Annotated in this window: 21 protein-coding genes; 11 read left to right on the top strand and 10 right to left on the bottom strand. The window is 70.1% G+C overall.

The window, feature by feature from the left end:
* Positions 1–268 precede the first annotated feature (268 nt).
* The 4 genes from radC (at position 269) to ABZ911_RS12560 (ending at position 3,958) form a co-directional block, all read left to right on the top strand.
* On the top strand, positions 269–985 hold the full coding sequence (gene radC / locus ABZ911_RS12575) for a DNA repair protein RadC (RefSeq protein ID WP_358054649.1): 717 nt from the start codon (positions 269–271) through the stop codon (positions 983–985).
* A 134-nt stretch (positions 986–1,119) separates the two neighbouring features.
* Positions 1,120–1,806 (top strand): alpha/beta hydrolase, encoded by a 687-nt coding sequence (locus tag ABZ911_RS12570; RefSeq protein ID WP_358054648.1) that lies wholly within the window; start codon positions 1,120–1,122, stop codon positions 1,804–1,806.
* A 1,139-nt stretch (positions 1,807–2,945) separates the two neighbouring features.
* The gene (locus ABZ911_RS12565; RefSeq protein ID WP_358054647.1) at positions 2,946–3,422 is read left to right on the top strand and encodes a GntR family transcriptional regulator; all 477 of its coding nucleotides are present in this window, start codon (positions 2,946–2,948) and stop codon (positions 3,420–3,422) included.
* Between the two features lie 41 nt (positions 3,423–3,463).
* Entirely contained in the window at positions 3,464–3,958 is a 495-nt protein-coding gene (locus tag ABZ911_RS12560) for a GntR family transcriptional regulator (RefSeq protein WP_358054646.1), read from the top strand.
* A 46-nt stretch (positions 3,959–4,004) separates the two neighbouring features.
* On the opposite strand, the gene ABZ911_RS12555 is transcribed toward ABZ911_RS12560, so the two are convergent.
* Positions 4,005–5,027, bottom strand: a complete 1,023-nt coding sequence (locus ABZ911_RS12555; RefSeq protein WP_358054645.1) for a hypothetical protein — start codon at positions 5,025–5,027, stop codon at positions 4,005–4,007.
* 53 nt (positions 5,028–5,080) lie between these two features.
* Positions 5,081–5,992: a DMT family transporter gene (locus ABZ911_RS12550; protein WP_358054644.1), complete on the bottom strand. Its 912-nt coding sequence runs from the start codon at positions 5,990–5,992 to the stop codon at positions 5,081–5,083.
* On the opposite strand from ABZ911_RS12550, the gene ABZ911_RS12545 reads away from it, so the two are divergent.
* Positions 5,991–7,397: a PLP-dependent aminotransferase family protein gene (locus ABZ911_RS12545; RefSeq protein WP_358054643.1), complete on the top strand. Its 1,407-nt coding sequence runs from the start codon at positions 5,991–5,993 to the stop codon at positions 7,395–7,397. The two genes, ABZ911_RS12550 and ABZ911_RS12545, sit on opposite strands and share 2 nt — an antisense overlap.
* Here the strand turns inward: ABZ911_RS12545 and ABZ911_RS12540 are convergent.
* On the bottom strand, positions 7,373–7,678 hold the full coding sequence (locus tag ABZ911_RS12540; protein WP_358054642.1) for a hypothetical protein: 306 nt from the start codon (positions 7,676–7,678) through the stop codon (positions 7,373–7,375). The genes ABZ911_RS12545 and ABZ911_RS12540 overlap by 25 nt on opposite strands.
* 90 nt (positions 7,679–7,768) lie before the next feature.
* Between ABZ911_RS12540 and ABZ911_RS12535 the strand changes: the two genes are divergently transcribed.
* The 6 genes from ABZ911_RS12535 to ABZ911_RS12510 all read left to right on the top strand — a co-directional run bounded on the left by ABZ911_RS12535 (position 7,769) and on the right by ABZ911_RS12510 (position 14,054).
* Positions 7,769–8,299 (top strand): CGNR zinc finger domain-containing protein, encoded by a 531-nt coding sequence (locus tag ABZ911_RS12535; protein ID WP_358054641.1) that lies wholly within the window; start codon positions 7,769–7,771, stop codon positions 8,297–8,299.
* A gap of 59 nt (positions 8,300–8,358) precedes the next feature.
* Positions 8,359–8,967, top strand: a complete 609-nt coding sequence (locus tag ABZ911_RS12530) for a GNAT family N-acetyltransferase (protein WP_358054640.1) — start codon at positions 8,359–8,361, stop codon at positions 8,965–8,967.
* 22 nt (positions 8,968–8,989) lie between these two features.
* The gene (locus tag ABZ911_RS12525; RefSeq protein WP_358054639.1) at positions 8,990–9,865 is read left to right on the top strand and encodes a 1,4-dihydroxy-2-naphthoate polyprenyltransferase; all 876 of its coding nucleotides are present in this window, start codon (positions 8,990–8,992) and stop codon (positions 9,863–9,865) included.
* Positions 9,866–9,970: 105 nt separating this feature from the next.
* Complete coding sequence (locus ABZ911_RS12520; protein WP_358054638.1) at positions 9,971–11,329, top strand: cytosine permease; 1,359 nt, start codon at positions 9,971–9,973, stop codon at positions 11,327–11,329.
* Positions 11,329–13,062, top strand: coding sequence for an adenine deaminase C-terminal domain-containing protein (locus ABZ911_RS12515; RefSeq protein WP_358054637.1), 1,734 nt, complete (start codon positions 11,329–11,331; stop codon positions 13,060–13,062). The genes ABZ911_RS12520 and ABZ911_RS12515 overlap by 1 nt, the downstream gene beginning before the upstream one ends.
* A 2-nt stretch (positions 13,063–13,064) precedes the next feature.
* On the top strand, positions 13,065–14,054 hold the full coding sequence (locus tag ABZ911_RS12510; RefSeq protein ID WP_358054636.1) for an adenosine deaminase: 990 nt from the start codon (positions 13,065–13,067) through the stop codon (positions 14,052–14,054).
* An 85-nt stretch (positions 14,055–14,139) separates the two neighbouring features.
* Here the strand turns inward: ABZ911_RS12510 and ABZ911_RS12505 are convergent, their stop codons facing one another.
* From ABZ911_RS12505 to ABZ911_RS12475, 7 genes are all read right to left on the bottom strand, one after another.
* A complete protein-coding gene (locus tag ABZ911_RS12505) occupies positions 14,140–14,457 on the bottom strand; it encodes a helix-turn-helix transcriptional regulator (protein WP_358054635.1) in 318 nt (105 codons plus the stop codon).
* 213 nt (positions 14,458–14,670) lie between these two features.
* On the bottom strand, positions 14,671–16,191 hold the full coding sequence (locus ABZ911_RS12500) for a helix-turn-helix domain-containing protein (protein WP_358054634.1): 1,521 nt from the start codon (positions 16,189–16,191) through the stop codon (positions 14,671–14,673).
* Complete coding sequence (locus tag ABZ911_RS12495; protein ID WP_358054633.1) at positions 16,182–16,844, bottom strand: TenA family protein; 663 nt, start codon at positions 16,842–16,844, stop codon at positions 16,182–16,184. Before ABZ911_RS12495 ends, ABZ911_RS12500 begins: the two co-directional genes overlap by 10 nt.
* Positions 16,828–17,355: a GNAT family N-acetyltransferase gene (locus ABZ911_RS12490; RefSeq protein ID WP_358054632.1), complete on the bottom strand. Its 528-nt coding sequence runs from the start codon at positions 17,353–17,355 to the stop codon at positions 16,828–16,830. The genes ABZ911_RS12495 and ABZ911_RS12490 overlap by 17 nt, the downstream gene beginning before the upstream one ends.
* Positions 17,356–17,479: 124 nt before the next feature.
* A complete protein-coding gene (dapB, locus tag ABZ911_RS12485) occupies positions 17,480–18,217 on the bottom strand; it encodes a 4-hydroxy-tetrahydrodipicolinate reductase (RefSeq protein ID WP_358054631.1) in 738 nt (245 codons plus the stop codon).
* Between the two features lie 131 nt (positions 18,218–18,348).
* Positions 18,349–19,659, bottom strand: coding sequence for a pitrilysin family protein (locus ABZ911_RS12480; RefSeq protein ID WP_358054630.1), 1,311 nt, complete (start codon positions 19,657–19,659; stop codon positions 18,349–18,351).
* Positions 19,656–21,995, bottom strand: a complete 2,340-nt coding sequence (locus ABZ911_RS12475) for a polyribonucleotide nucleotidyltransferase (protein ID WP_358054629.1) — start codon at positions 21,993–21,995, stop codon at positions 19,656–19,658. Before ABZ911_RS12475 ends, ABZ911_RS12480 begins: the two co-directional genes overlap by 4 nt.
* Positions 21,996–22,019 lie beyond the last annotated feature (24 nt).

Raw genomic sequence — 22,019 nt, 5'->3', positions numbered from 1 at the left:
CGGGGCCACACCCGGTCTCCTCCTACGTCTCGTTCATGCTGTTCTCTTCCCAGCCCGCGCGCGGGGCCACATCATGCATGGCACACCGACCCCAGCCCTGAAAGGAGCCTGCCGACGCTCATCGCGGGTGCAGCTCCATCAACATCCCGGCCAGTGGCTACCGGCTGGCCTTTGCCGACGTCGAACCCCTCACCGGGCGCGGCGTGACCCCACCTCCCAGGGCGGACACTCTGTCTGGCCTCCGTCCGGCCTTCCTTCGAGAGCGCCGATGTTGTCGGTGCCCGCTGATAGAACCGGGTGCAGGCCCACCCGGAGGTGTCGATTGCGCGTCAAGGACCTGCCCTTGTCCGACCGCCCACGCGAGCGCCTGCTGGCGAGCGGCGCGGCGACACTGGCCGACAGGGAGCTGCTCGCCCTGCTCATCGGGCCGGGCAACCGGAAGGGCGACGCCGAGGAACTCGCCACCCGCCTGCTCGCCCACTGCGGCGACCTGAGCGAACTCTCCCGCTCCGAGGCCCACCGCCTCCTGGCCGTCCCCGGAGTCGGCCCCGCCACCGCGGCCCGCCTCACCGCCGCCTTCCATCTCGTACGGCGAGCCCAGGCCGGCCCCGCCAGAACCCGCGTCACCTCCTCAGGCGACCTGGCCGCCCTCGCCGCCCCACTCCTGCACGGCCACCCACGCGAACGCCTCGTCCTGGTGGTCTGCGACACCCGTGGCACGGTCCTGCGCCGCACCCTGATGAGCGAAGGCGGCACCGACCACACGCTGGCTCCCGTCCGCGAGATCATCTCGACGGTCCTCGTCTCCGGCGGCGCCGCCTTCGGCCTGGCCCACAACCACCCCAGCGGCTCCCTCGACCCCAGCGACTCCGACCTCGAAGCCACAGCCCACCTCTCCGAAGCCGCCGAAACGGTCAACCTCCGCCTCCTCGACCACCTCATCGTCACCGACACCGCCTGGCGCCGGATCCCCCTGCCGAACTAGCCCGGCCGCCTGCGCGAGCTCGTCGAGAAGGCCGCCGACAACCACCTCCAGGTGGTCGCCTTCTCCTACTTCCGCACGGTGCTGTCCCGGCGACCGGGACCGAGATTGTCGGACCGCTTCGCTACGTTGCCGCCATGGCGGAATTCGTACTGGTTGCAGGAGCGTGGCTTGGATCGTGGGCGTGGGACGAGGTGGTGCCCGAGCTGCGTGCGGCCGGGCACGGCGCCCACCCGTTGACCCTGTCCGGCCTCGCCGACAAACAAGGCGTGCCTGCCGGGCAGCAGACCCACGTCCAGGACATCGTCGACGAGGTCGAGCGCCACGATCTGCGCGAGGTCATCCTGGTCGGGCACAGCTACTCGGGCATCCCGATCGGCCAGGCCGCCGAGCGGATCGGCGACCGGCTGGCCAGCGTGGTCTTCGTCGACTCCAACGTTCCGGCCGACGGCAAGTCGTTCATGTCCGGCTGGCCGCCGCTGGAGACCTCGCTCGCCGAGAACGGCGGTTTCTGGGCACCGCTGACCGCGGCCGACTACAGCGGCCAGGGTCTCACTGACGAGGACATCGCACGGATCGTGGCCGGCTCGACACCTCACCCGGGCGCCACACTGACCGAACCGGCCGTGCTGACCCGACCACTCTGCGAGCTTCCGGCGACGTACATCAAATGCCTGCTCGACGGTGAGGAGCCCAGCGACGACGTGATCCAGTTGCTCACCAGCGACCGCTGGCGGCTGGTCACGATGAACACCGGCCACTGGCCGATGTTCTCCCAGCCACGCGAGCTGGCCCAGATCCTCCTCGACGCGGCCAAGGCGTAAGCGTTCACTCGTCGATCGCGGCGATGTGGGCAGTGGAAAGGGGCCTGGCAAGCGCCCGACCAAGAAACTTGCCAGGCCCGGGCTCCGGGCGGGATGCCCGCGCGCACCCGGAGCGGCACGTCCCGGTGGCCAGGAGCCGGCGTACCGAGACGGCGTTCACGAGGCCCGCACATGGCGGCGTCGGGCGTTTACGAGGCCGTACACGTGGCGGGTCTCAGGCGTTGTGGGACTTCATGGGCGGTGGACACCGGCGGATCCGACTGCGGCCGCATTGGTCGGTGCGGCGTCTCGAGACCCTCATGGTGGTGGACACCCCGGCAGGCATGCATGGGATGAGTGCCTGCCGGGGTGCTGTCCGATGAGCGGCAGGTGCCGCTCATCGGACTCCCGGCAGACTTCATCGACCTGCCGGAAGACTGGCCGGACAAGCGCGGCGGGCGCCTGTCCGGCGGACCGTGCCCGCATCGGAGGGTGATGTGAGCACGATCCATTCGGAGGCGGTTTCTTGGTGTGCCCTCCCCTACACGCACCAAGAATCCGCTCTCCCTCCTCGCCGATCGCACGCGCCGAGAAGGGAGTTGGCCAGCAAGAGACCGGAAGAGTCACCAGGAACTGCGAAGCCTGAACAGGCGAGAGCTCAGCAGAGACCTTGTCCTTCAAGCGGTTGCGCCGTACACACCCGGTTGGAAGCCCGCCGGCACGGGGCGATCACCAGGCTGTCCCGTTCAGCAAGCTCTCCCATAGCGCCCGCCCGGCAGCCGTCAGTAACCATGGTGATTCGTGCACCACCAGCCGACGCCCCTTCCTTCTCAGTCTGCGGATGAACGTCAGCCCACCTGCCAGGCAGAACTCGTAGAACACGGGCGCACAGTCACAGGTGTAGTGCTTCACCCGCACCCGATCGGCCCTTGGCCGCACGGGGGCCCAGTCGATTCGCTCGTGATCGATCTGGAGCGGAGCCAGATGGACACCGACGTGCTCCCACTCCCCCTCACATTCCCTCCAGGACTCAAGCAGCGACACCGTCATGCCGGAAGCTTATGTCTAGTGGTATCGCTCTGGCTAGCTAGAAATAAGAAATACCCCAGATAGACATAGCGTTACGAGAGGCCTCGTACCCATTCGCCTAAGTTGCGTGTGTGCTCGACTACGATGGAGACACTCACGTATATCTGCAGATTGCAGAGATCATCAGAGGACGGATCAGCGGACTGGCGCCTGGGCATCCGGTGCCCAGCGAGGCCGACATCCAGAATGAGTTCGGCGTCGCCAGGACCACCGCGCGGCGGGCGATGCACGTGCTGCGCGAGGAAGGGCTGATCTACACAGCCCAGGGCGAGGGCACGTTCGTCGGCGCGCCGGACGAGGCCCCTCGCGCGCAGCGCAAGACCCCGATCTTCCGGCAGATCGCCGCCGACATAGAGCAGCGGATCAGGTCGGGCGAGCTGCAGCCGCGCCGCCCGATCCCCGGGGAGACAAGACTCGTCCAGCAGCACGACGTGGCGCGCGAGACAGTGCGCCGCGCCATGGCCCTCCTGCGGGAACAGGGCTGGATCTACACGGTCCCGCAGCGGGGCAGCTTCGTCTCACCAGAAGAGTCGTGGCCTCAGACATAGATTCGACTGACTCTCCGCATCCCGGCGTTTACCATGCGTGCATGCTCGATCGAGAGGGCCCGGTACCGGTCTACCGGCAGGTCGCGGAGATTATCGAGGCACGCATCTCCGGAGGTGCGCTGAAGCCGGGAGACATGATTCCCAGCGAGGCCGAGCTGGAGACGGAGTTCCACATCGCCCGTACCACCGCGAGGCGCGTGGCCCGCGAGCTGAGAGAGCGCGGGCTGGTCCACACGGTGCGGGGCGAGGGCACCTTCGTCGGGGAGTTCGGCGTCCCGCGCACCCCCAGGAAGACTCCGCTGCACCAGACGATCGCCGCGGAGCTCGCCGAGCGGATCCGCCGCGGCGAGCTGCGTCCGAACCGGCCGATCCCCAGCGAGAAGACGCTGATGCGGCAGTACGGCGTCGCCAAGGTCACCGTCCGCCAAGCCATAGGCCACCTGAGAGAACACGGCTGGGCCTTCACCGTGCCCTACCGCGGCACCTACGCGACCGAGCCCGACAAATGGCCCCGCGTCCACGACAACCCGACCTGAACCCGGCCGGGAATCGTCGGCCACACCCCCTGAAGCCGTTCGCCCGCTAGAACACCGGGATGATCTCCTCTGGGTCCAGGAAGTCGACCGGGATGCCCTCGATGTCGAGTTCGGGGATTGCCGGGAAGGCGATGCCCCAGCGTTCCACGATGGCGCGGATGCGGGCCATGGCGACGCGCCAGTTCTCCGCCTGTTCCTCGTAGGACAGCACGCCCAGCCCGGCGTCCCGCGCGTGGTCCATCAGCACGCGGTGGTTGTGCAGGAAGTACGGCGGCAGCTCCCAGAACCCCTCGGGCGGCTCCCACAGGATCATCGACAGGAACACGAACCCGGCCCGGAGCTGCCGGGTGATGAGCGACTTGGTGTCGTCGGTCAGGCCGGGCCACTCGTTCTCCAGGATCGTCATGCAGATCTGCAGGTGCCTGGACTCATCCCGCCCGATCTTCTGGAACATCTCGCCGAACACCGGATGCCGGGTCCCGGACGCCATCCCCCTGAACAGGGTGGAGGCGGCCATCTCCCCCATCATGAAACTGGTGAATAGCACCGGCAGGGAGTACTTGCCGACCGCGCTGCTGTAGCCCGTCCAGTAGCGGCCGCCGTTGTGGTAGAGCCAGCCGATGTTGTTGTGCGCGGCCTTCTCCAGGTCGGTGACCGGGGTCCAGTTCAGCGGTCCGCCGGGCCACAGGCGGGCGATGGTCCGCTGGCAGCACTCCTCGTGGTTCATCTCGTCACGGGTGATCGAGAAGAAGCACTTGCGGACCGGATCCTCCTCGTGCTTCTCGAACGCCTGGATGGTGGCGCGCGCGAACACGGCGGGCCCGGAGGCGTCGAAGTTCGCCAGCACGGAGAACCAGTACATGATCCCGAGCCGCTGCTCCACGGTGAAGTCGTCCGGGTCGATGCCGTCCCAGGGCAGGTCGGCGGGGTTCCAGACCATGCGCTTGGACTTCTCGTAGATGGCCGCCAGTTTCTCGGTCTCGACCCGCCACTCCATCGGATAGATGTTGGGCTGCGGGATCTCCGGCGCCGGCCAGAAGCCGCCGTCGGGAATCTCGAGGTCCTCCATGTGACACCTCCTGCCCCCATCCTGCGCTCGACTGTCACGTCGCGCAAGCAGGATCAGCTACGACTCCGCTGCGTGATCGCCACGCACACGAGGACGGCGAGCGCCCCCGCGACGGTGGCCAGGCCGAACCTCTCTCCCAGGAGCAGCCACGCCCACACCAGCGTGAGCAGCGGCTGGACGAGCTGCACCTGCCCGGCGCGGGCGATTCCCCCCAGGGCCAGACCCGCGTACCAGGGGATGAAGCCGAGGAACATGGACACGCCTCCGACGTAGGCGAACCCGGCGAGGGCGTCGGCGCTGAGGGTGATGGGCGTGGTGGCGGCGAGGACGGCGGTGACCGGCAGGGTGATCGGCAGGGACAGCACCAGCGCGTAGGAGATGACCCGCCAGCCGGGCTCGTCCCGGGCCAGCCGCCCGCCCTCGGTGTACCCGAGTGCCGCCGACAGCAGCGCGCCGATCATGAGGAAGTCGGCCAGCGAGGCGCTGCCGCCGCCCTGCGACAGGGTGAACACGGTGATCGACAAGGCTCCGGCCGTACAGGCGGCCCAGAAGACCGGGCGGGGGCGTTCGCCCGCGCGCAGGACCGCGAAGGCGGCGGTGGCGGCGGGCAGCAGGCCGACGATGACGGCCGCGTGCGCGGTGCTCGCGCCCAGATCGAGGGCGAGGCTGCTGAAGACGGGGAAGCCGAAGACGACGCCCAGGGAGATCAGGGCGTACGAGCGCCACTGGGCGCGGGGCGGCAGCAGGGGGACGCGGGCGGCCTTGAGGCAGATGAGCGCGATCACCGCGGCGATCAGGGCGCGGCCGATGGCGACGAGCCAGGGGTCGAAGCCGCGCATCGCGTACACGGTCGCGGGAATGGAGCCGGAGAAGGCCAGCACGCCGAGGAAGGCCAGCGTGGTGCCGCGCCGGGCGGGGTTGACCGCTACCCTCTCCGCGACGATAGCGCTATCCTGATTTTTCATGAACCAGGATAGCAGTATCGCTCAGATCGCCGCGATCCTGCGGGAGGAGCTCAGCGGGCTGCGGGCGGGCGATCGGCTGCCGTCCAGCAGGGAGCTGGTGCGCCGCCACGGGGTCAGCCCGGTCACCGTGTCCCGGGCGCTCGGCAGGCTCGCCGCCGAGGGGCGGGTGGTCACCAGGCCGGGCAGCGGCGCGTACGTCTCCCAGCCGCCCGCCCCCACCTCCGCCGCCCTCGACCTGGACTGGCAGACCGTGGCGCTCGGCGACCGCGTGGTGGACGCGTCGGGCGTCACCGTCCTGCTCACCCCGCCGCCCGACGGCGTCATCCCGCTGACCGGCGGCTATCTGAACCCGTCGCTGCGGCCCGACCGGCAGCTCGCCGCGGCGGCGGCGCGGGCGGTACGCCGCCCGGACGCGTGGGCGCTGCCGCCGCTGGCGGGGCTGACCGAGTTGCGCAGGTGGTTCGCGGCGCAGGCGGGAGGGGATGTGACGGGGTCGGACACTCTGATCGTGAGCGGCGGGCAGGCGGCGCTCACGCACGCGTTCAGGGCGCTGGCCGCGCCGGGGACGCCGCTGCTGGTGGAGACGCCCACCTATCCGGGGGCGCTGGCGGCGGCCAAGGCGGCGGGACTGCGGGCGACCGCCGTCCCCATGGATCGGGACGGGGTGCTGCCGGATCTGCTGGCCGAGGCGTTCGCGGTGACCGGGGCGCGGGTCTTCTACTGCCAGCCGACGCTGCACAATCCCACGGGCGCCACGCTGCCGAGGGAGCGCAGGGAGCAGGTGCTCGCGGTGGCGCGGGCGGCGGGCGCGTTCGTGATCGAGGACGACTACGCGCGCTACCTGATGCCGCGGGCGCCCGCGCCGATGGTGAGCATGGACGCGCACGGCACGGTCGTGCATGTCAACTCGCTCACCAAGATCCTGGCGCCGGGTCTCAGATTGGCCGCCGTGATCGCCCGCGGCCCGGCCGCCCACCGGCTGCGCGCGAGCCAGTTGGTGGAGTCGTTCGTCGTGGCCAGGCCGCTGCAGGAGACCGCGCTGGAGTTCGTCGGCTCTCCAGCCTGGACCCGCCACCTTTCGGCCGTCACAGCCGATCTCACGGCCCGCCGCGACGCCCTCGCGGCGGCCCTGACGGCCCGCCTGCCCGAAGCCGAGCTCCACCTGCTCCCCCAGGGCGGCCTGCACCTGTGGGTACGGCTACCGCCGCACGTCTCCGAGGACGCCGTGGTGGAGGAGGCCGGCCGCCAGGGCGTGCTGGTCAGCCCCGGCCGGATGTACTACCCGTCGGAGCCCCCGGGCCCGCGCCTGCGCGTCACCCACGTCGCCGCCACCCACCTCGCCGAGCTCACCGAAGGGGTGCGCCGCCTGGCCGCGGCGTATCAGGCGGTGACGAAGACGTCGTAGTGCTCGACGGTCAGCTCCCGGTCGACCAGGAACGCGTCGTCCCGCGGGTAGAAGACCGCCTTGGCGGGTTCGTCGCCGGCGAACGCCTTGATGGCCTCCCACGACTCCCAGAGCGAGATCAGGAAGAACTCGGTCCGGCCGTCCTTGTCGCGCCTGGTGAAGTAGGCGCCCTGGTTGCCCGGTGTGCCGGTGTAGCCGGGCAGGCCGGTGCGGCTCAGGTAGGCGGCGTAGTCGTCGGCGTCGGCGGTTCTGGTCCACCCGCGCCAGGTTCTGACGATCATGGACAATCCTCCATCCGATATTGGACACCATTAAACACGTTATGCCGGTGTCTTTGATCGCACAACCCCCTACAGGCGTACAGTGGTGTCATGGCAGGACCGGCGGAACTTGTCCGCGACTTCGTGAACACCTACGACCTGGACAGGGACACCGACGAGCTGTCCTCGCCCGCCGAGCTGGCGCTGTGGCTGCGTGAGCGCGGCCTGGCGGGCGCGGGCGACCGGGCCGGGGAGGAGGAGCTCGCGATCGCGCTGGCCCTGCGCGAAGGGTTGCGGGCCGCGCTGAGCCGCCTGCCGTACAAGCTGCCCGTCCTGCCGCTCAAGGTCGTGGCGGGCGACACGCCGGTGCTCGTCCCGATCGAGGAGGGGGTCAGGGGTGGGCTGGCGATGATCTCGGCGGCCGTCGTGGCGGCCCGCGCGGACGGTGGATGGGAACGTTTGAAAGTCTGCGGCGAAGTGGGCTGCCAATGGGCTTTCGTCGACTCCTCGAAGAATCGTTCCCGCTCATGGTGCTCGATGAGGGTCTGCGGCAACCGCGCCAAGACGCGCGCATACCGGGCCAGAAGGCAGGTGGCGAGCGGATCACGTCATCGCCAGGGCTCAATCACCGATACGGTGTAACTCGTGCCTCCGAGATCCTCCGGTCGTGGGCACGACGGCAGGCGAAGGAGCGGGCCGAGATGGCAGACGTAGGCGTCCGGGCGGCCCGGCGCGAGGATGTTCTCCAGGTTGCGAACACTCAGATCCGCGCCTGGCGCTACGGCTATCGGGATTTCCTCCCCGAGGGGCCACTGGAGCAGATGACCGGCCCGGCGGCCGAGAAGATGTGGCTGCGGCAGTGGGACGAGGCGATCGTCGCCCCGCCCACGCGCATGCACCGGGTGCTGGTGGCGGTGGAGACCATCCTCGACACCGAGGGCTTCCCCGCGCTCGGCCTGGGCGGCGCCAACGCGCCCGCCACGCCGCGCGGCGGCGAGCGGGTCGTCGGACTGGCCTCGCACGCCCCCGCCGAGGACCCCGACCAGGACCCGACGGTGACGGCCGAGATGCTGACCCTGCTGGTCGACCCCGACTTCGTGCGCCGGGGCCACGGCAGCCGGCTGCTCAACGCGACCGTCGACCACCTGCGCGAGGACGGCTTCCAGACGATCGTGACCTGGGTGTTCGCAGACAACCACGCGATGCTCGGCTTCCTGGAGTCGGCCGGTTGGGGCGAGGACATGGCGGAGCGGGTGCTCGACATGGGCAGGCCGGTCCGTATGGTCAGGCTCACCACCGACATCAGCTAGCAGCTCCTCGAAAGGCAACACCGTGGCCACCCCGAGCCAGTGGGTCGCCGGCGCCCGCCCGCGAACCCTTCCCTCGGCCGTCGTCCCCGTGGCGATCGGCACCGGCGTGGCGATCCACCTGGGCGAGCCCGTCTGGTGGCGGGCGCTGGTCGCCCTGCTGGTGGCACTGCTGCTGCAGATCGGCGTCAACTACGCCAACGACTACAGCGACGGCATCCGCGGCACCGACGACGACCGGGTGGGCCCGATGCGCCTGGTCGGCTCCCGCGCGGCCACGCCGAAGCAGGTGCTGGCCGCCGCGCTCGGCTGCTTCGCCGCCGCCGCGGTCGCCGGGCTCGCGCTGGTCGTGGCCACCGGCGCCTGGTGGCTGCTGCTGGTCGGCCTGGCCGCCATCGCCGCCGCCTGGTTCTACACCGGCGGCGGCAGCCCGTACGGCTACCGCGCGATGGGCGAGATCTCGGTCTTCGTCTTCTTCGGCCTGGTCGCCGTGGTCGGCACCGCGTACGTGCAGACGGAGAGCCTGCACTGGCTGCAGTTCGCGGCGGCGGTCCCGGCCGGACTGCTGTCGTGCTCGATGCTCGTGGTCAACAACCTGCGCGACATCGTCACCGACGCCCCCGCGGGCAAGCGCACCCTCGCCGTCGTCCTCGGCGCCCCCGCCACCCGCAAGCTGTACGCCACGGGCCTGATCCTGCCCTTCGTGATCGCCCTGGCCCTGGTCGTCGCCACGCCGTGGACCGCCCTGACCCTGCTGGCCCTCCCGCTGGCGGCCCCCCCGGTGAAGACCGTGCTCGGCGGCGCGACGGGCCCCGCGCTGATCGGCGCGCTGCAGCAGACGGGCAAGCTGCAGATGGCCTACGGCCTGCTGTTCAGCGTCGGCTTGGCGATCACTTTGTAGCGCGGTACAAACGCCACACCCAGGCTCGTATGGTTTCATAAACGCGCAGGTCAACACCCCCTGGTTCACTGAGCACGGTATGTCGGTGACATCTGGAGGGGCACTATGGAGCAACGCGGGATCGAACTGGTCTCGGCCGGAGAGAGGTACGGCCGCCCGCGTGACCTGCTCTTCCTCTGGTCGGGCACGACGATGGGCATCTTCACCCTCGTCTACGGCACCGTCATCATCTCCTTCGGGCTGAGCTTCTGGCAGGCGCTGGCCGCGATCGTGATCGGCAACCTGCTGGCCTTCCCGCTGGTCGGCCTGACCAGCCTGCAGGGCCCGGCGACCGGCACCTCGACGATGGCCGTCTCCAGGGCCGCCTACGGGCCCAAGGGCGCCAGGGCGCTCAGCTTCTTCGGCTGGCTGAACATGGTCGGCTTCGAGGCCGGTGGCATGGTGCTGATCACGCTCGCCTCCCTGTCGCTGCTGGACCAGATGGGCGTCACCGACCAGGGCCTCGGCCTGAAGGTGGCGGTCATCCTGGTCGCCGCCGTCATCCAGCTGGTGCTGCCGCTCATCGGGCACGCCGCGGTGATGAAGGCGCAGAAGTACTTCACCTGGGTGTTCGTGCTGCTGTTCGGCGTGATGGCGATCCTGGTCGGGCCCAAGGTGGACGTGACCGGCGGCGGCTCGGCCGACTTCGCCACCTTCACCATGGCCGTGGCGCTGGTCATGTCGGCCGGCGGCCTGTCGTGGGGGCCGCTCGGCGGTGACTACTCCCGCTACCTGCCCGCCGACTCTTCCAAGAAGGCCGTCTTCGGGTACGCCTTCCTCGGTGGGTTCGTCCCCTATGTGCTGCTGATGACGCTGGGCGCGGCCGTGGCCACCGTGGTCGCCGACGCCGGGGACCCGATCTCCGGGCTGCCGGGGGCGCTGCCGGGCTGGTTCGTCGTGCCGTACCTGGTGCTGGCGATCGTGACGCTGTTCGCGGTCAACACCACCGACCTGTACTCCTCGGGCCTGAACCTGCAGGCGGCCGGGGTCAAGGTGAAGCGGTGGGTCGCGGTCGTGGGCGACCTGATCCTCTGCGTCGGCATCACCTACGTGGCGGTGACCTCGGACTCCTTCAACACGATGCTGACGAACTTCCTCAGCCTGCTGATCATCTGGCTGGCTCCCTGGGCGGGCGTCTACGTGACCGACTGGCTGCGCAGGAAGGGCCGCTACGACGCCGAGGCGCTGTTCGACGAGACCGGGCCCGGCCAGGTGCGCTGGTCCGCGATCATCGCCCAGGTGGTCGGCATGGCCGCCGCCGCGCTGTGGATCAACTCCACCGTCTTCGTCGGCCCGATCTCCGCGGCCACCGGCGGCTCCGACTTCAGCATCTTCGCCGGTTTCCTGGTCGCCGGCGCCGTGTACGCCGCGCTCGACCGGCGCCCGGCCGTGCAGACCGTCCCCGTTCTCGGAAAGGCGCTTTGATGTCCCTGCTCGACGTGGCCTACGGCCGCGCCCCGGCTGACACGATCATCACGAACGGCACCCTCGTCAACGTGCTGACCGGCGAGGTGTACCCGGCCGAGGTCGGCATCAGCGGCACCAGGATCGCCGCCGTCGGTCCCGCGCTGGAGCGGGGCCCGCGGACCCGGATCATCGACGCGAAGGGCGGCTACCTCGTCCCCGGCCTGATCGACGGGCACCTGCACATCGAGTGCAGCAAGCTCTCGGTCACCAGCTTCGCCGACCTGGTCGTGCCGTTCGGCACCACCAGCGTGGTGTCCGGCCTGGACCAGATCCTCGTCGTCGAGGGCCTGCCGGGCGTGCGGCGCTTCCTGGACGAGTCCAAGCGGACCGGCATGCGCATCTGGTGGGGCGCGCCCGCCAAGGCCCCGTACACGGTGCCCGAGTCCACCGTCGGCCACACCTTCGGCCCCGCCGAGCACCGCGAGGCCCACCAGTGGCCCGAGTGCGTCGGCATCTGGGAGACCGTCCAGGAGATGGTCGAGCACGGCGACCCCGCCGTGATGGAGGCGCTGGAGCTGGCCGAGGCGCACCGCCTGCCGGTCTTCGGCTGCGCCCCGCTCTCCGACGCGCGCCGCATCGGCGGCCTGGCGGCGGCCGGCATCCGGCTGGACCACGAGTCCTACTCGCACGAGGAGATGCTGGAGAAGCTCCGCCAGGGCATCTACGCGATCATCCGCGAGTCCTCGGTGGCCCACTTCCTGGAGGAGAACATCCAGGTCGTGGCCAAGGCCGGGGCGCGCAGGGTCGCGTTCTGCACCGACGACGTGCACGCCGCGGACGTGTTGGCCGGCGGACACGTGGACAAGATGATCAGGATGGCGGTGAAGGCGGGCGTCGACCCGGTGACCGCGATCCAGATGGCGACCGTGAACTGCGCGGAGATGTACCGGATCGACCACCTGGTCGGCAGCATCGCCCCCGGCCGGTACGCCGACGTGCTGATCGTGGACTCGCTGGAGGACTTCCGGGTCCGCGAGGTCGTCGCGGCGGGCTCACTTGTCGCCCGTGACGGCTCCATGATCACCCCGACCGTGCCGCCGTCCCGCGGCGAGGTCGCCCCCTTCCCCGTCCGCGAGCTCACCGCCGACGACCTGGCCCTGCGCGCCCCCGAGGGCGCCTCCTCGGTGACCGTGCTCACGCTCGGCTTCACCGAGCAGGTCTTCGTCCGCAAGCGGCGCGACGTCACGCTGCCGGTCACCGGCGGCCTGGTCGAGCCGTCCGTCGCCGACGACGCGCTGCTGGTCACGGTCGTCGAGCGGTACGGCAAGACCGGCAACATGCCGGTCGCCATGGTCAGCGGCATGGGCCTGCGCGAAGGCGCGATCGCCACCAGCGCCGCCCCCGACGACAACAACATCATCTGTGTCGGCGCCTCCCGCGCGGACATGGCACTGGCGGTCAACGAGGTCGTCCGCCTCGGCGGCGGCCAGGTCGTGGTCGTCGACGGCGAGGTGCGCGAGAGCCTGCCGCTGCCCGTCGGCGGCATCGTCTCCGACCTGCCCGCGGCCGAGATGGCCGTACGCGAGCAGCGGCTCGACGACCTGGCCCGCGAGCTGGGCTGCGCGCTGCCGTCGCCGCTGATGTACCTGTTCTTCCTGTCCATCACCGCCATCCCCGACTACGCGGTCACCGACCTGGGACTGGTCGACTGCGTCAAACTGGAGATCGTCGACCCTTTCGTGGAGGCATAGCAATGCAGGACTTCATCGCCGGGCTGCCCAAGTGTGAGCTTCACCTGCACATCGAGGGGACGCTGGAGCCGGAGCTCAAGTTCGAGCTGGCCCGGCGCAACGGCCTCGCGCTGCCGTACTCCTCGGTGGAGGAGATGCGCGCCGCCTACGCCTTCGACGACCTGCCGTCGTTCCTGACGGTCTACTACGAGGGCATGCAGGTGCTGCGCACGGAGCCGGACTTCTACGACCTGGCCATGGCGTACCTGCGCAAGGCCGCCTCGCAGAACGTGCGCTACGCGGAGATCTTCTTCGACCCGCAGGCGCACACCTCGCGCGGCGTGCCGTTCGACGTGCTGATCCGCGGGCTGCGCCGCGCGCTCCTCGACGCCGAGAAGCAGCTCGGGATCCGGGCGCAGCTCATCATGTGCTTCCTGCGCGACTTCCAGGCCGAGTACGCCATGGCGACGCTGCTGGAGTCGCTGCCGTACAAGGAGTGGATCGTCGGCGTCGGCCTCGACTCCGACGAGAAGGGCAACCCGCCGGCCAAGTTCGCGGCGGTGTACGAGCGGGCGCGGCAGGAGGGCTACCTGCTGACCATGCACTGCGACGTCGACCAGGAGAACTCCGTCGAGCACATCCGGCAGGCGATCCAGGACATCGGCGTCGACCGGATCGACCACGGCGTCAACATCCTGGAGGACCCGGCGCTGGTGGAGGAGATCCTGGCCAAGGGCATCGGCCTGACCTGTTGCCCGATCTCCAACGGGATCGTCACCGACTCGATGAAGGCCGAGGGCATCCGCAAGCTCCTCGACCTGGGCGTCCGCGTCACGATCAACTCCGACGACCCCGCCTACTTCCCCGGCTACGTCCAGGAGAACCTGGCGGCCCTCAACCTCTCCCGCGAGGAACTCCTCCAGGTGGAACGCAACGCCTTCGAAATCACCTGGCTCCCCCGCCACATCAAGGACGCCTACCTGGCCGAACTGGAGACCTACGCGGCGAACTAGCCGATAGTTCCGCCTACCGCGCCGCAGCCCACTCCGGCGCGGTGGGCCGCAATCCCGACCAGCGGCTGCGGGATCCGCCGAACGGTCACACCACGTCGCGGAGCTTCAGGGTGCTCTCGGGGAACTCGGCAGTCAGGTTGAGTCGCCCGCCGATCGCCTCCACATAGCGAGCCAGCACTGGGATGGAAGCCACTTCGCCGCGCTCGATCTGCGACACCCGACTCTTCGTGACTCCCATGATCTCGGCCACTTCTTCCTGGGTCAGCCCCGCGTTCTTCCGCCGCTCCGCCAGGTGCCAGGCATCGACATAGGTGTCAAGCTTCCGCTTGGCCTCGGCCATCCTTCCGGGACCGACCTTGGCCGCCTCCGCCTCACGATCCCACTTGCTGTAACTCTTCGTCATCGACGCTCCCCCTCTTCTCGTTCCCTCAGATAGGTCGCGAACAGCTCCTCGGCTCGGGGGATCGCCTTGCGCTACCACCCGATCCAGTTGCCGGACTTGTCGCCACCAAGAAGCAGGATCGCCGAACGCCACGGATCAAAGGCGAACAGCATGCGTATCTCGCTCGCCACGGCCGTCACGGTCGATCTACTGTGCGGTGAGGGTTTCACGAAGTCAACGCATGCGGAGCGCCAGTAGGAAGTCCACTCGTTCGTCCCAGGAGTTCAGGGATCTGCCGGTGAGTTCCTCGATGCGTTTGAGGCGGTATCTGAGGGTGTTGACGTGGACGTGGAGGCGTTCCGCGGTTGTGGTCCAGGAGCCTGATTCCTCCAGGAAGGTCTCCAGGGTCTCCAGCAGGTCGGTCTGGTTGGTGGCGTCGTAGGACTCCAGGCGGCCCAGCAGCCGGGCTCTGAAGGAGCGTCTCAGCTCGCTGGGGATGGCGGCCAGGAGGGTGCGGTGCGAGCTGACGTCCTCGCCGGTGACGACGCTGACCCGGCCCGCGCCGAGCGAGGCCAGCGTACGGGCGTGCCTGGCCTCCTCGATCAGGCTGCTCAGCCCGGCGGGGCCGGAGGTGACGCTGCTGACGCCGAGCGTGATCCGCTCCTCGCCGAGGCCCGCCTCCAGCGTGCGGGCACCCTTGAGCAGGTGCGCGGCCAGCTCGTCGGCGCTGTTGCCCGCCAGCGGCACCAGCGCCACCGCCTCGTGCTCGGCGGCGGTCACGACCCCGGGCGCGAGCGGCCGCAGCAACTCGTCGAGTACGACGACGCCCACCTCCGCCGCCCCCGCCGCCAGCGCCACGGCCACCAGCCCGTGCTCCGTCTCCACGTGCAGCGTGTGCAGCCGCGACACCACGCCGGGCAGCGACGCCTCCCCCGAGGCGAGCAGCTCCAGGAGCTGGTCCAGCACCCGCCGCTCGATCCGCTGGGCGGCCTCCAGGCGGGAGCGCTCCAGGGCGACCAGCGCCGCCAGCTCCACGACCAGGTCCTCGTTGTCGCCCTGCACCTGCTCGCCCGCGTAGGCGAGGAACCAGTTGGCGATCCGGTGCGGCGCCCCCTTGCTGACCGGGAACACCGACAGCGTCGTACCGTCGTCCTGCACGGCCATCCCAGGCAGGAACCGGGCGGTGAGGAAGGTGTGCGCCAGCCGGGCCCTGGCCTGCTCGCTGAGCGCCTGCGAGCCGACGATCACCCGGCCGGTGGCGGACATCACCCAGCAGGGCACGTCCAGCTCGCCCGCCACGGCGGTGACCAGCTTGGTGAGGCTGCCGCCGTCGACGAGGGTGCTGGCCAGCCGTCTGCGCGAGCCGTACGGCCGGCGCGGGGCCGCCCCCAGCTCCTCGATCAGGCCGCGCAGGACGTACTCGGTGAGCTGGCTGAACGGCACGTCGACCGGCAGCGTCAGCAGCGGCAGCCCGGCCTCGGCGCAGGCGTCGATCAGGTCGGCGGGCGGCACCATCAGCGCCGTGCCCGCGACCAGCGCCGCGACCTCGCCCAGCCCGGCGACGAAGCGCCGCGACGAGTCGGCCCCGGCGTGCCAGGTCAGCTCGGTCAGCACCAGCTCGCCCGGCTTGACGAACCTGGCCGGATCGGGCAGGTCCGTGGTCGAGACGCCGCGTACCCGCCGGTCGAGCAGGTCGTGCCCGGTCAGCACCTTCAGCGCGAGGTGGTCGGTCTGGGTGAGGTCCCTCAGCCGCACGGCCAGGTCTCCTGCCGCCAGGCCGAGTCCCAGTACAGCCACTCGAAGCGGGCGGTGGTGAGCGCGCGCTCCAGCAGCCGCTGGCGTTCGTCGGCGCTCAGCGCCAACCCGTCGAGCAGGTCCAGCACCCCGGCGACCGTCTCCTGGTAGCCCTCGCCGCCGTAGGTCTCGATCCACCAGGCGTAGAGCGGGTCGGGTGAGGACTGGGCGAGCAGCTTCTCGCCGACGCGGGCGTAGATCCAGTAGCAGGGCACGATGGCGCCGAGCGCCTCGGGGAAGGTGCCGAGCGAGCAGGTGCGCACCAGGTAGGAGGTGTAGCCGACGGTGGTGGGGCCGACCGGCGCCTTGCGGGCGTCAGCCTCGTCCAGCCCGAACGCGGCCAGCAGCTCGACGACCAGGCTGTGCTCGACCTCGACGGTCATCGCCGCGTCGCGGGCGAAGCGGTGCACGGCGGCGGGCTCGGGCGAGCGGGCCGCGCAGGCGGCCAGCGCCCGCGCGTAGTCGGGCAGGAAGTGCGCCTCCTGCACCACGTAGTGGCGGAAGACCTCCCTGGGCAGGGTGCCGTCGGTCAGCCCCGTGAGGAACGGATGAGCCAGGATCTCCCCGTAGACACCTGCTACGACCTGCCACAATTCATCACGAAACCGGCTCACGCCCCTGATGGTATCCGGCCCTGCGCATGACGACCCGAGGCGCCACCTCCAGCCCGATCTCGCGTTCGTGCCGGACGAGAGCGCGCAGTTCCGGCCCCTGGTCCTGCGGGGGCAGCGTCTCGAAGCCGTGCCTGGCGTACCACGGCGCGTTCCACGGCACGTCCCGGAAGGTGGTCAGGGTGACGCCGGGCGCGCCCACGGCGTCCGCGTGGTCGCAGACCGCGGCCAGCAGCCGCGCGCCGATGCCCTGGCGCATGTGGCCGGGATGTACGGCGAGCTGGTCCAGGTGCACATTGCCGTCGACCAGGCCGACCATCGCGAACCCGCGCGGCGGCTCCCCCTCGACGAGCACCGTCCCGGGGTCCCCGGCCTCCTCGACCATGGTCGTGCCCGGCGGGAACGTGATGCCCACGTCCGCGAACAGGCCGTCGGCGGCCAACTCCACCTCTACCAGGCCGGGCAGTTCCCCGGCCGTCGCCCATCTCACCATGTCGGCCATCCTCTTCGACACGCCCGCACGTTTCCATCGAATATCGGGCGGGGTATTAGTGTGATCATCGAGCCGGCTGTGCGGAGCCGGGAACCCCCTTGTTCAGCGTGCCCACGGCCGTCACCCGGCCGTGGGCACGTTGTCTTCAGAGGTCGAGCAGGTGCTCCAGGCCGACGGTCAGGCCGGGCAGCTCGCCGACCCGGCGCACGCCGAGCAGTACGCCGGGGGTGAAGGAGGCGCGGTTCATCGTGTCGTGCCTGATCGTCAGGGTCTCGCCGTCGCCGCCGAGCAGGACCTCCTGGTGGGCGATCAGGCCGGCCAGCCGTACCGCGTGCACGTGGACGCCGTCGACGTCGGCGCCGCGCGCGCCGTCGAGTTCGGCGCTGGTCGCGTCGGGCATCGCGCCGCGCCCGGCCTTGGCCCGCGCCTCGGCGACCAGCTCGGCGGTACGCCGGGCGGTGCCGGAGGGGGCGTCGGCCTTGTTCGGGTGGTGCAGCTCGATGATCTCCACCGAGTCGAAGTAGCGGGCGGCCTGCTGGGCGAAGTGCATCATCAGGACCGCGCCGATGCCGAAGTTGGGGGCGATGAGGCAGTTGACGCCGGGATTGCCGGCCAGCCAGCCGCGCACGGTCTCCAGCCGCCCGGCGTCGAAGCCGGTGGTGCCGACCACGGGGTGCACGCCGTGGGAGATGGCCCATTCGAGGTTGCCCATGACGGCGTCGGGGTGGGTGAAGTCGACCACCACCTGCGCCCCCGCCAGTCCCTCGATGGGGTCGCCCTGGTCGAGGGCCGCCACCAGCTCCATGTCGGGGGCAGACTCGACGGCCTTGCACACCTCGACACCGACGCGCCCGCGGGCGCCAAGCACTCCAACCCTGATCACAGGCACACATTACTGGCCTCGGCCCGCGCCCGCCGCCACCGGGCCGGTCAGGACCGCCGGTGGCTGAAACGCGCGGCGAGCCGCCACCCTGGCGCGGAGAGACCCGCGCCGGGGTGGCGGCTCGTCACGGCCTAAGCGATCGCCGGGGTGAAGTCCTTGTCGCCGTAGGGGCCGATCACCGCGAGGGTCAGCGGGCGGCTCAGGACGTCCCTGGCCACCTCGCCGATGTCCTCGGGGGTGACCGACTCGATCCGGGACAGCACCTCGTCCACCGACATCAGCTCGTCGTAGACCAGTTCGTTCTTGCCGATGCGCGACATCCGCGAGCCGGTGTCCTCCAGGCCGAGGACGAGGCCGCCGCGCATCTGACCCTTGCCGCGGGCGATCTCCTCTTCGGTGATCCCCTCGGCCACCACCCTGAGCACCTCGTCACGGCAGATCTTGAGCACATCGTCGATCTTGGTCGGCAGGCAGCCGACGTAGATGCCGAACTGGCCCGTGTCCGCGTAGGCGGAGGTGTAGCTGTAGGCGGAGTAGGCCAGGCCGCGCTTCTCCCGGATCTCCTGGAACAGCCGGGAGGACATGCCGCCGCCGAGCGCCGCGTTGAGCACGCCCAGGGCGAAGCGGCGGTCGTCGGTGCGGGTCATGCCGGTCGTGCCGAGCACCATGTTGGCCTGCTCGGTCGGCCGGTCGACCACCCGCACCCTGGAGTGCGTCTCCGCACCCGGGCCCGAGGTGCGCGGCGGGGCGAACTCGGTCGCGCCGGAGAGCGCGCCCGCCCGCTCGTACGCCCTGGCCACCAGCTCCACGACGTCCTCGTGGCGGACGTTGCCCGCCACCGAGACGACGGTGCGCGGAGGCTGGTAGTAGGTGCGGTAGTACTCCACGATCCGCTCGCGCGGCAGCTCGTTGATCGAGTCGACGGTGCCGAGGATCGGCCTGCCGATCGGCGAGTCGCCGTACAGCGCGGCCGAGAAGGCCTCGTGCACCACGTCGGACGGGTCGTCGTCGTGCATGGCGATCTCTTCGAGGATCACCCCGCGCTCCGACTCGACGTCCTCGGCGGTGATCAGCGAGGAGGTCACCACGTCGGCGAGCACGCCGAGGGCCAGCGGCAGGTCCTCGTCGAGCACGCGCGCGTAGTAGCAGGTGTACTCCTTGGCGGTGAAGGCGTTGATCTCTCCGCCGATGCCCTCGATGGACGCCGAGATCTCCATGGCGTCCCGGGTGGGCGTCCCCTTGAACAGCAGGTGTTCGAGGAAGTGGGTGGCCCCGGTGTGCTCGGGGGCCTCGTCACGCGAGCCGATGCCGACCCACATGCCGACCGCGACACTTCGCACGGTCGGCATGGTCTCGGTCACCACGCGCAGCCCACCGGGGAGGACGGTGCGCCTCACGACCCCGGCGCCGTCTTTGCCGGGGTGCAGCGTGGTGGTGGTCACGAGTTGCGGTCTTCCCCTCCGCCGGCGGTGCCACGGGTACGGGTACGGGTACGGCGGGGCCGCTCCTCGCGCGGCGCCTCGGCGGCCGGAGCCTCGGGCGCCTCGCCGGAACCGGACCCGGACTCGGCGCCCGCGTCGGAGCCGGACTCGGCCTTGGCCGCCGCCTCCTTCTCGATGACCTCGACGGGCACCAGGGACAGCTTGCCGCGACCGTCGATCTCGGCGATCTCCACCTGGACCTTCTCGCCGACGTTCATGACGTCCTCGACGTTCTCGATCCGCTTGCCGCCGTGCAGCTTGCGGATCTGCGAGACGTGCAGCAGGCCGTCCTTGCCGGGCATGAGCGAGACGAAGGCGCCGAACGCGGCGATCTTCACGACCGTGCCCAGGTAGCGCTCGCCGACCTCCGGCATGTGCGGGTTGGCGATGGCGTTGATGGCGCTGCGCGCGGCCTCCGCGGCGGGGCCGTCGGTGGCGCCGATGTAGATCGTGCCGTCGTCCTCGATGGTGATCTCGGCGCCCGTGTCGTCCTGGATCTGGTTGATCATCTTGCCCTTCGGGCCGATGACTTCGCCGATCTTGTCCACGGGGACCTTGATGGTGATGATGCGCGGCGCGGTCGGGTTCATCTCCGCCGGAGAGTCGATCGCCTCCTGCATCACGTCGAGGATCGCCAGGCGGGCGCCCTTGGCCTGCTTCAGCGCGGCGGCCAGCACGGAGGCGGGAATGCCGTCGAGCTTGGTGTCGAGCTGCAGGGCGGTGATGACGTCCTTGGTGCCGGCGACCTTGAAGTCCATGTCGCCCATGGCGTCCTCGGCGCCGAGGATGTCGGTCAGCGTGACGTAGGTGTCGCCCTCGCCGATGAGGCCCATGGCGATGCCGGCCACCATCTCCTTGAGCGGCACACCGGCGTCCAGCAGCGCCATCGTCGAGGCGCAGACCGAGCCCATCGAGGTGGAGCCGTTGGAGCCGAGAGCCTCGGAGACCTGGCGGATCGCGTAGGGGAACTCCTCGCGCGTCGGCAGGACCGGGATCAGCGCCCGCTCGGCGAGCGCGCCGTGGCCGATCTCACGCCGCTTGGGCGAGCCCACCCGACCGGTCTCACCGGTGGAGTAGGGCGGGAAGTTGTAGTTGTGCATGTAGCGCTTGGTCCGCTCGGGGTTGAGCGTGTCGATCATCTGCTCCATGCGCAGCATGTTCAGCGTGGTGACGCCCATGATCTGGGTCTCGCCGCGCTCGAACAGGGCCGAGCCGTGCACCCGCGGGATCACGTGGACCTCGGCCGACAGGGCGCGGATGTCCTTCGGGCCGCGGCCGTCGATGCGGACGCCCTCGCTGATGACCCGCTCGCGCATGAGCTTCTTGGTCAGCGAGCGGTAGGCGGCGCTGACCTCCTTCTCACGGCCCTCGAAGTCGGCGACGACCTTCTCCGCGGCCAGGGCCTTGACCCGGTCCAGCTCGGTCTCGCGCTCCTGCTTGCCGGCGATGGTCAGCGCGGCGGCCAGCTCGGTCTTCACCGCGCCGGAGACGGCCTCGAAGACGTCGTCCTGGTAGTCGAGGAAGACCGGGAACTCGGCGGTCTCCTTGGCCGCGACCTTGGCGACCTTGGACTGCGCCTCGCACAGCACCTTGATGAACGGCTTGGCCGCCTCCAGGCCCTGGGCGATGGTCTCCTCGTTGGGAGCGATCGCACCCTGGGCGACCAGCTTGAGCGTGTCCTTGGTGGACTCGGCCTCGACCATCATGATCGCGACGTCGCCGTCGGCCAGCACGCGACCGGCCACCACCATGTCGAAGGTGGCGTTCTCCAGCTCGGGGTGGGTCGGGAAGGCGACCCACTGGCCCTCGATCAGGGCGACGCGGACGCCGCCGATCGGGCCCGAGAAGGGCAGGCCGGCCAGCTGGGTGGACAGCGAGGCGGCGTTGATGGCGACCACGTCGTACAGGTGGTCGGGGTGCAGCGACATGATCGTCGCCACGACCTGGACCTCGTTGCGCAGGCCCTTGACGAAGGACGGGCGCAGCGGGCGGTCGATGAGACGACAGGTGAGGATGGCGTCCTCGGACGGACGGCCCTCACGGCGGAAGAACGAGCCGGGAATGCGGCCCGCGGCGTACATCCGCTCCTCGACGTCCACCGTCAGCGGGAAGAAGTCGAGGTTTTCCTTCGGGTTCTTCGAGGCGGTGGTCGCGGACAGGACCATCGTCTCGGTGTCGAGATAGGCAACGGCGGAACCGGCCGCCTGGCGCGCCAGACGCCCGGTCTCGAACCGGATCGTGCGCGTGCCGAAAGCTCCGTTGTCGATAACGGCTTCGGCGGTGTGGACACCCTCCACGGGGGACCTCCTTGGTCGGTCTCC

This window comes from Nonomuraea sp. NPDC046570 (genome assembly GCF_040645915.1).
Taxonomy (GTDB): Bacteria; Actinomycetota; Actinomycetes; order Streptosporangiales; family Streptosporangiaceae; genus Nonomuraea.
Note: the sequence above shows the minus strand (reverse complement) of the source record. Positions and strands in the feature narration are given on the sequence as shown.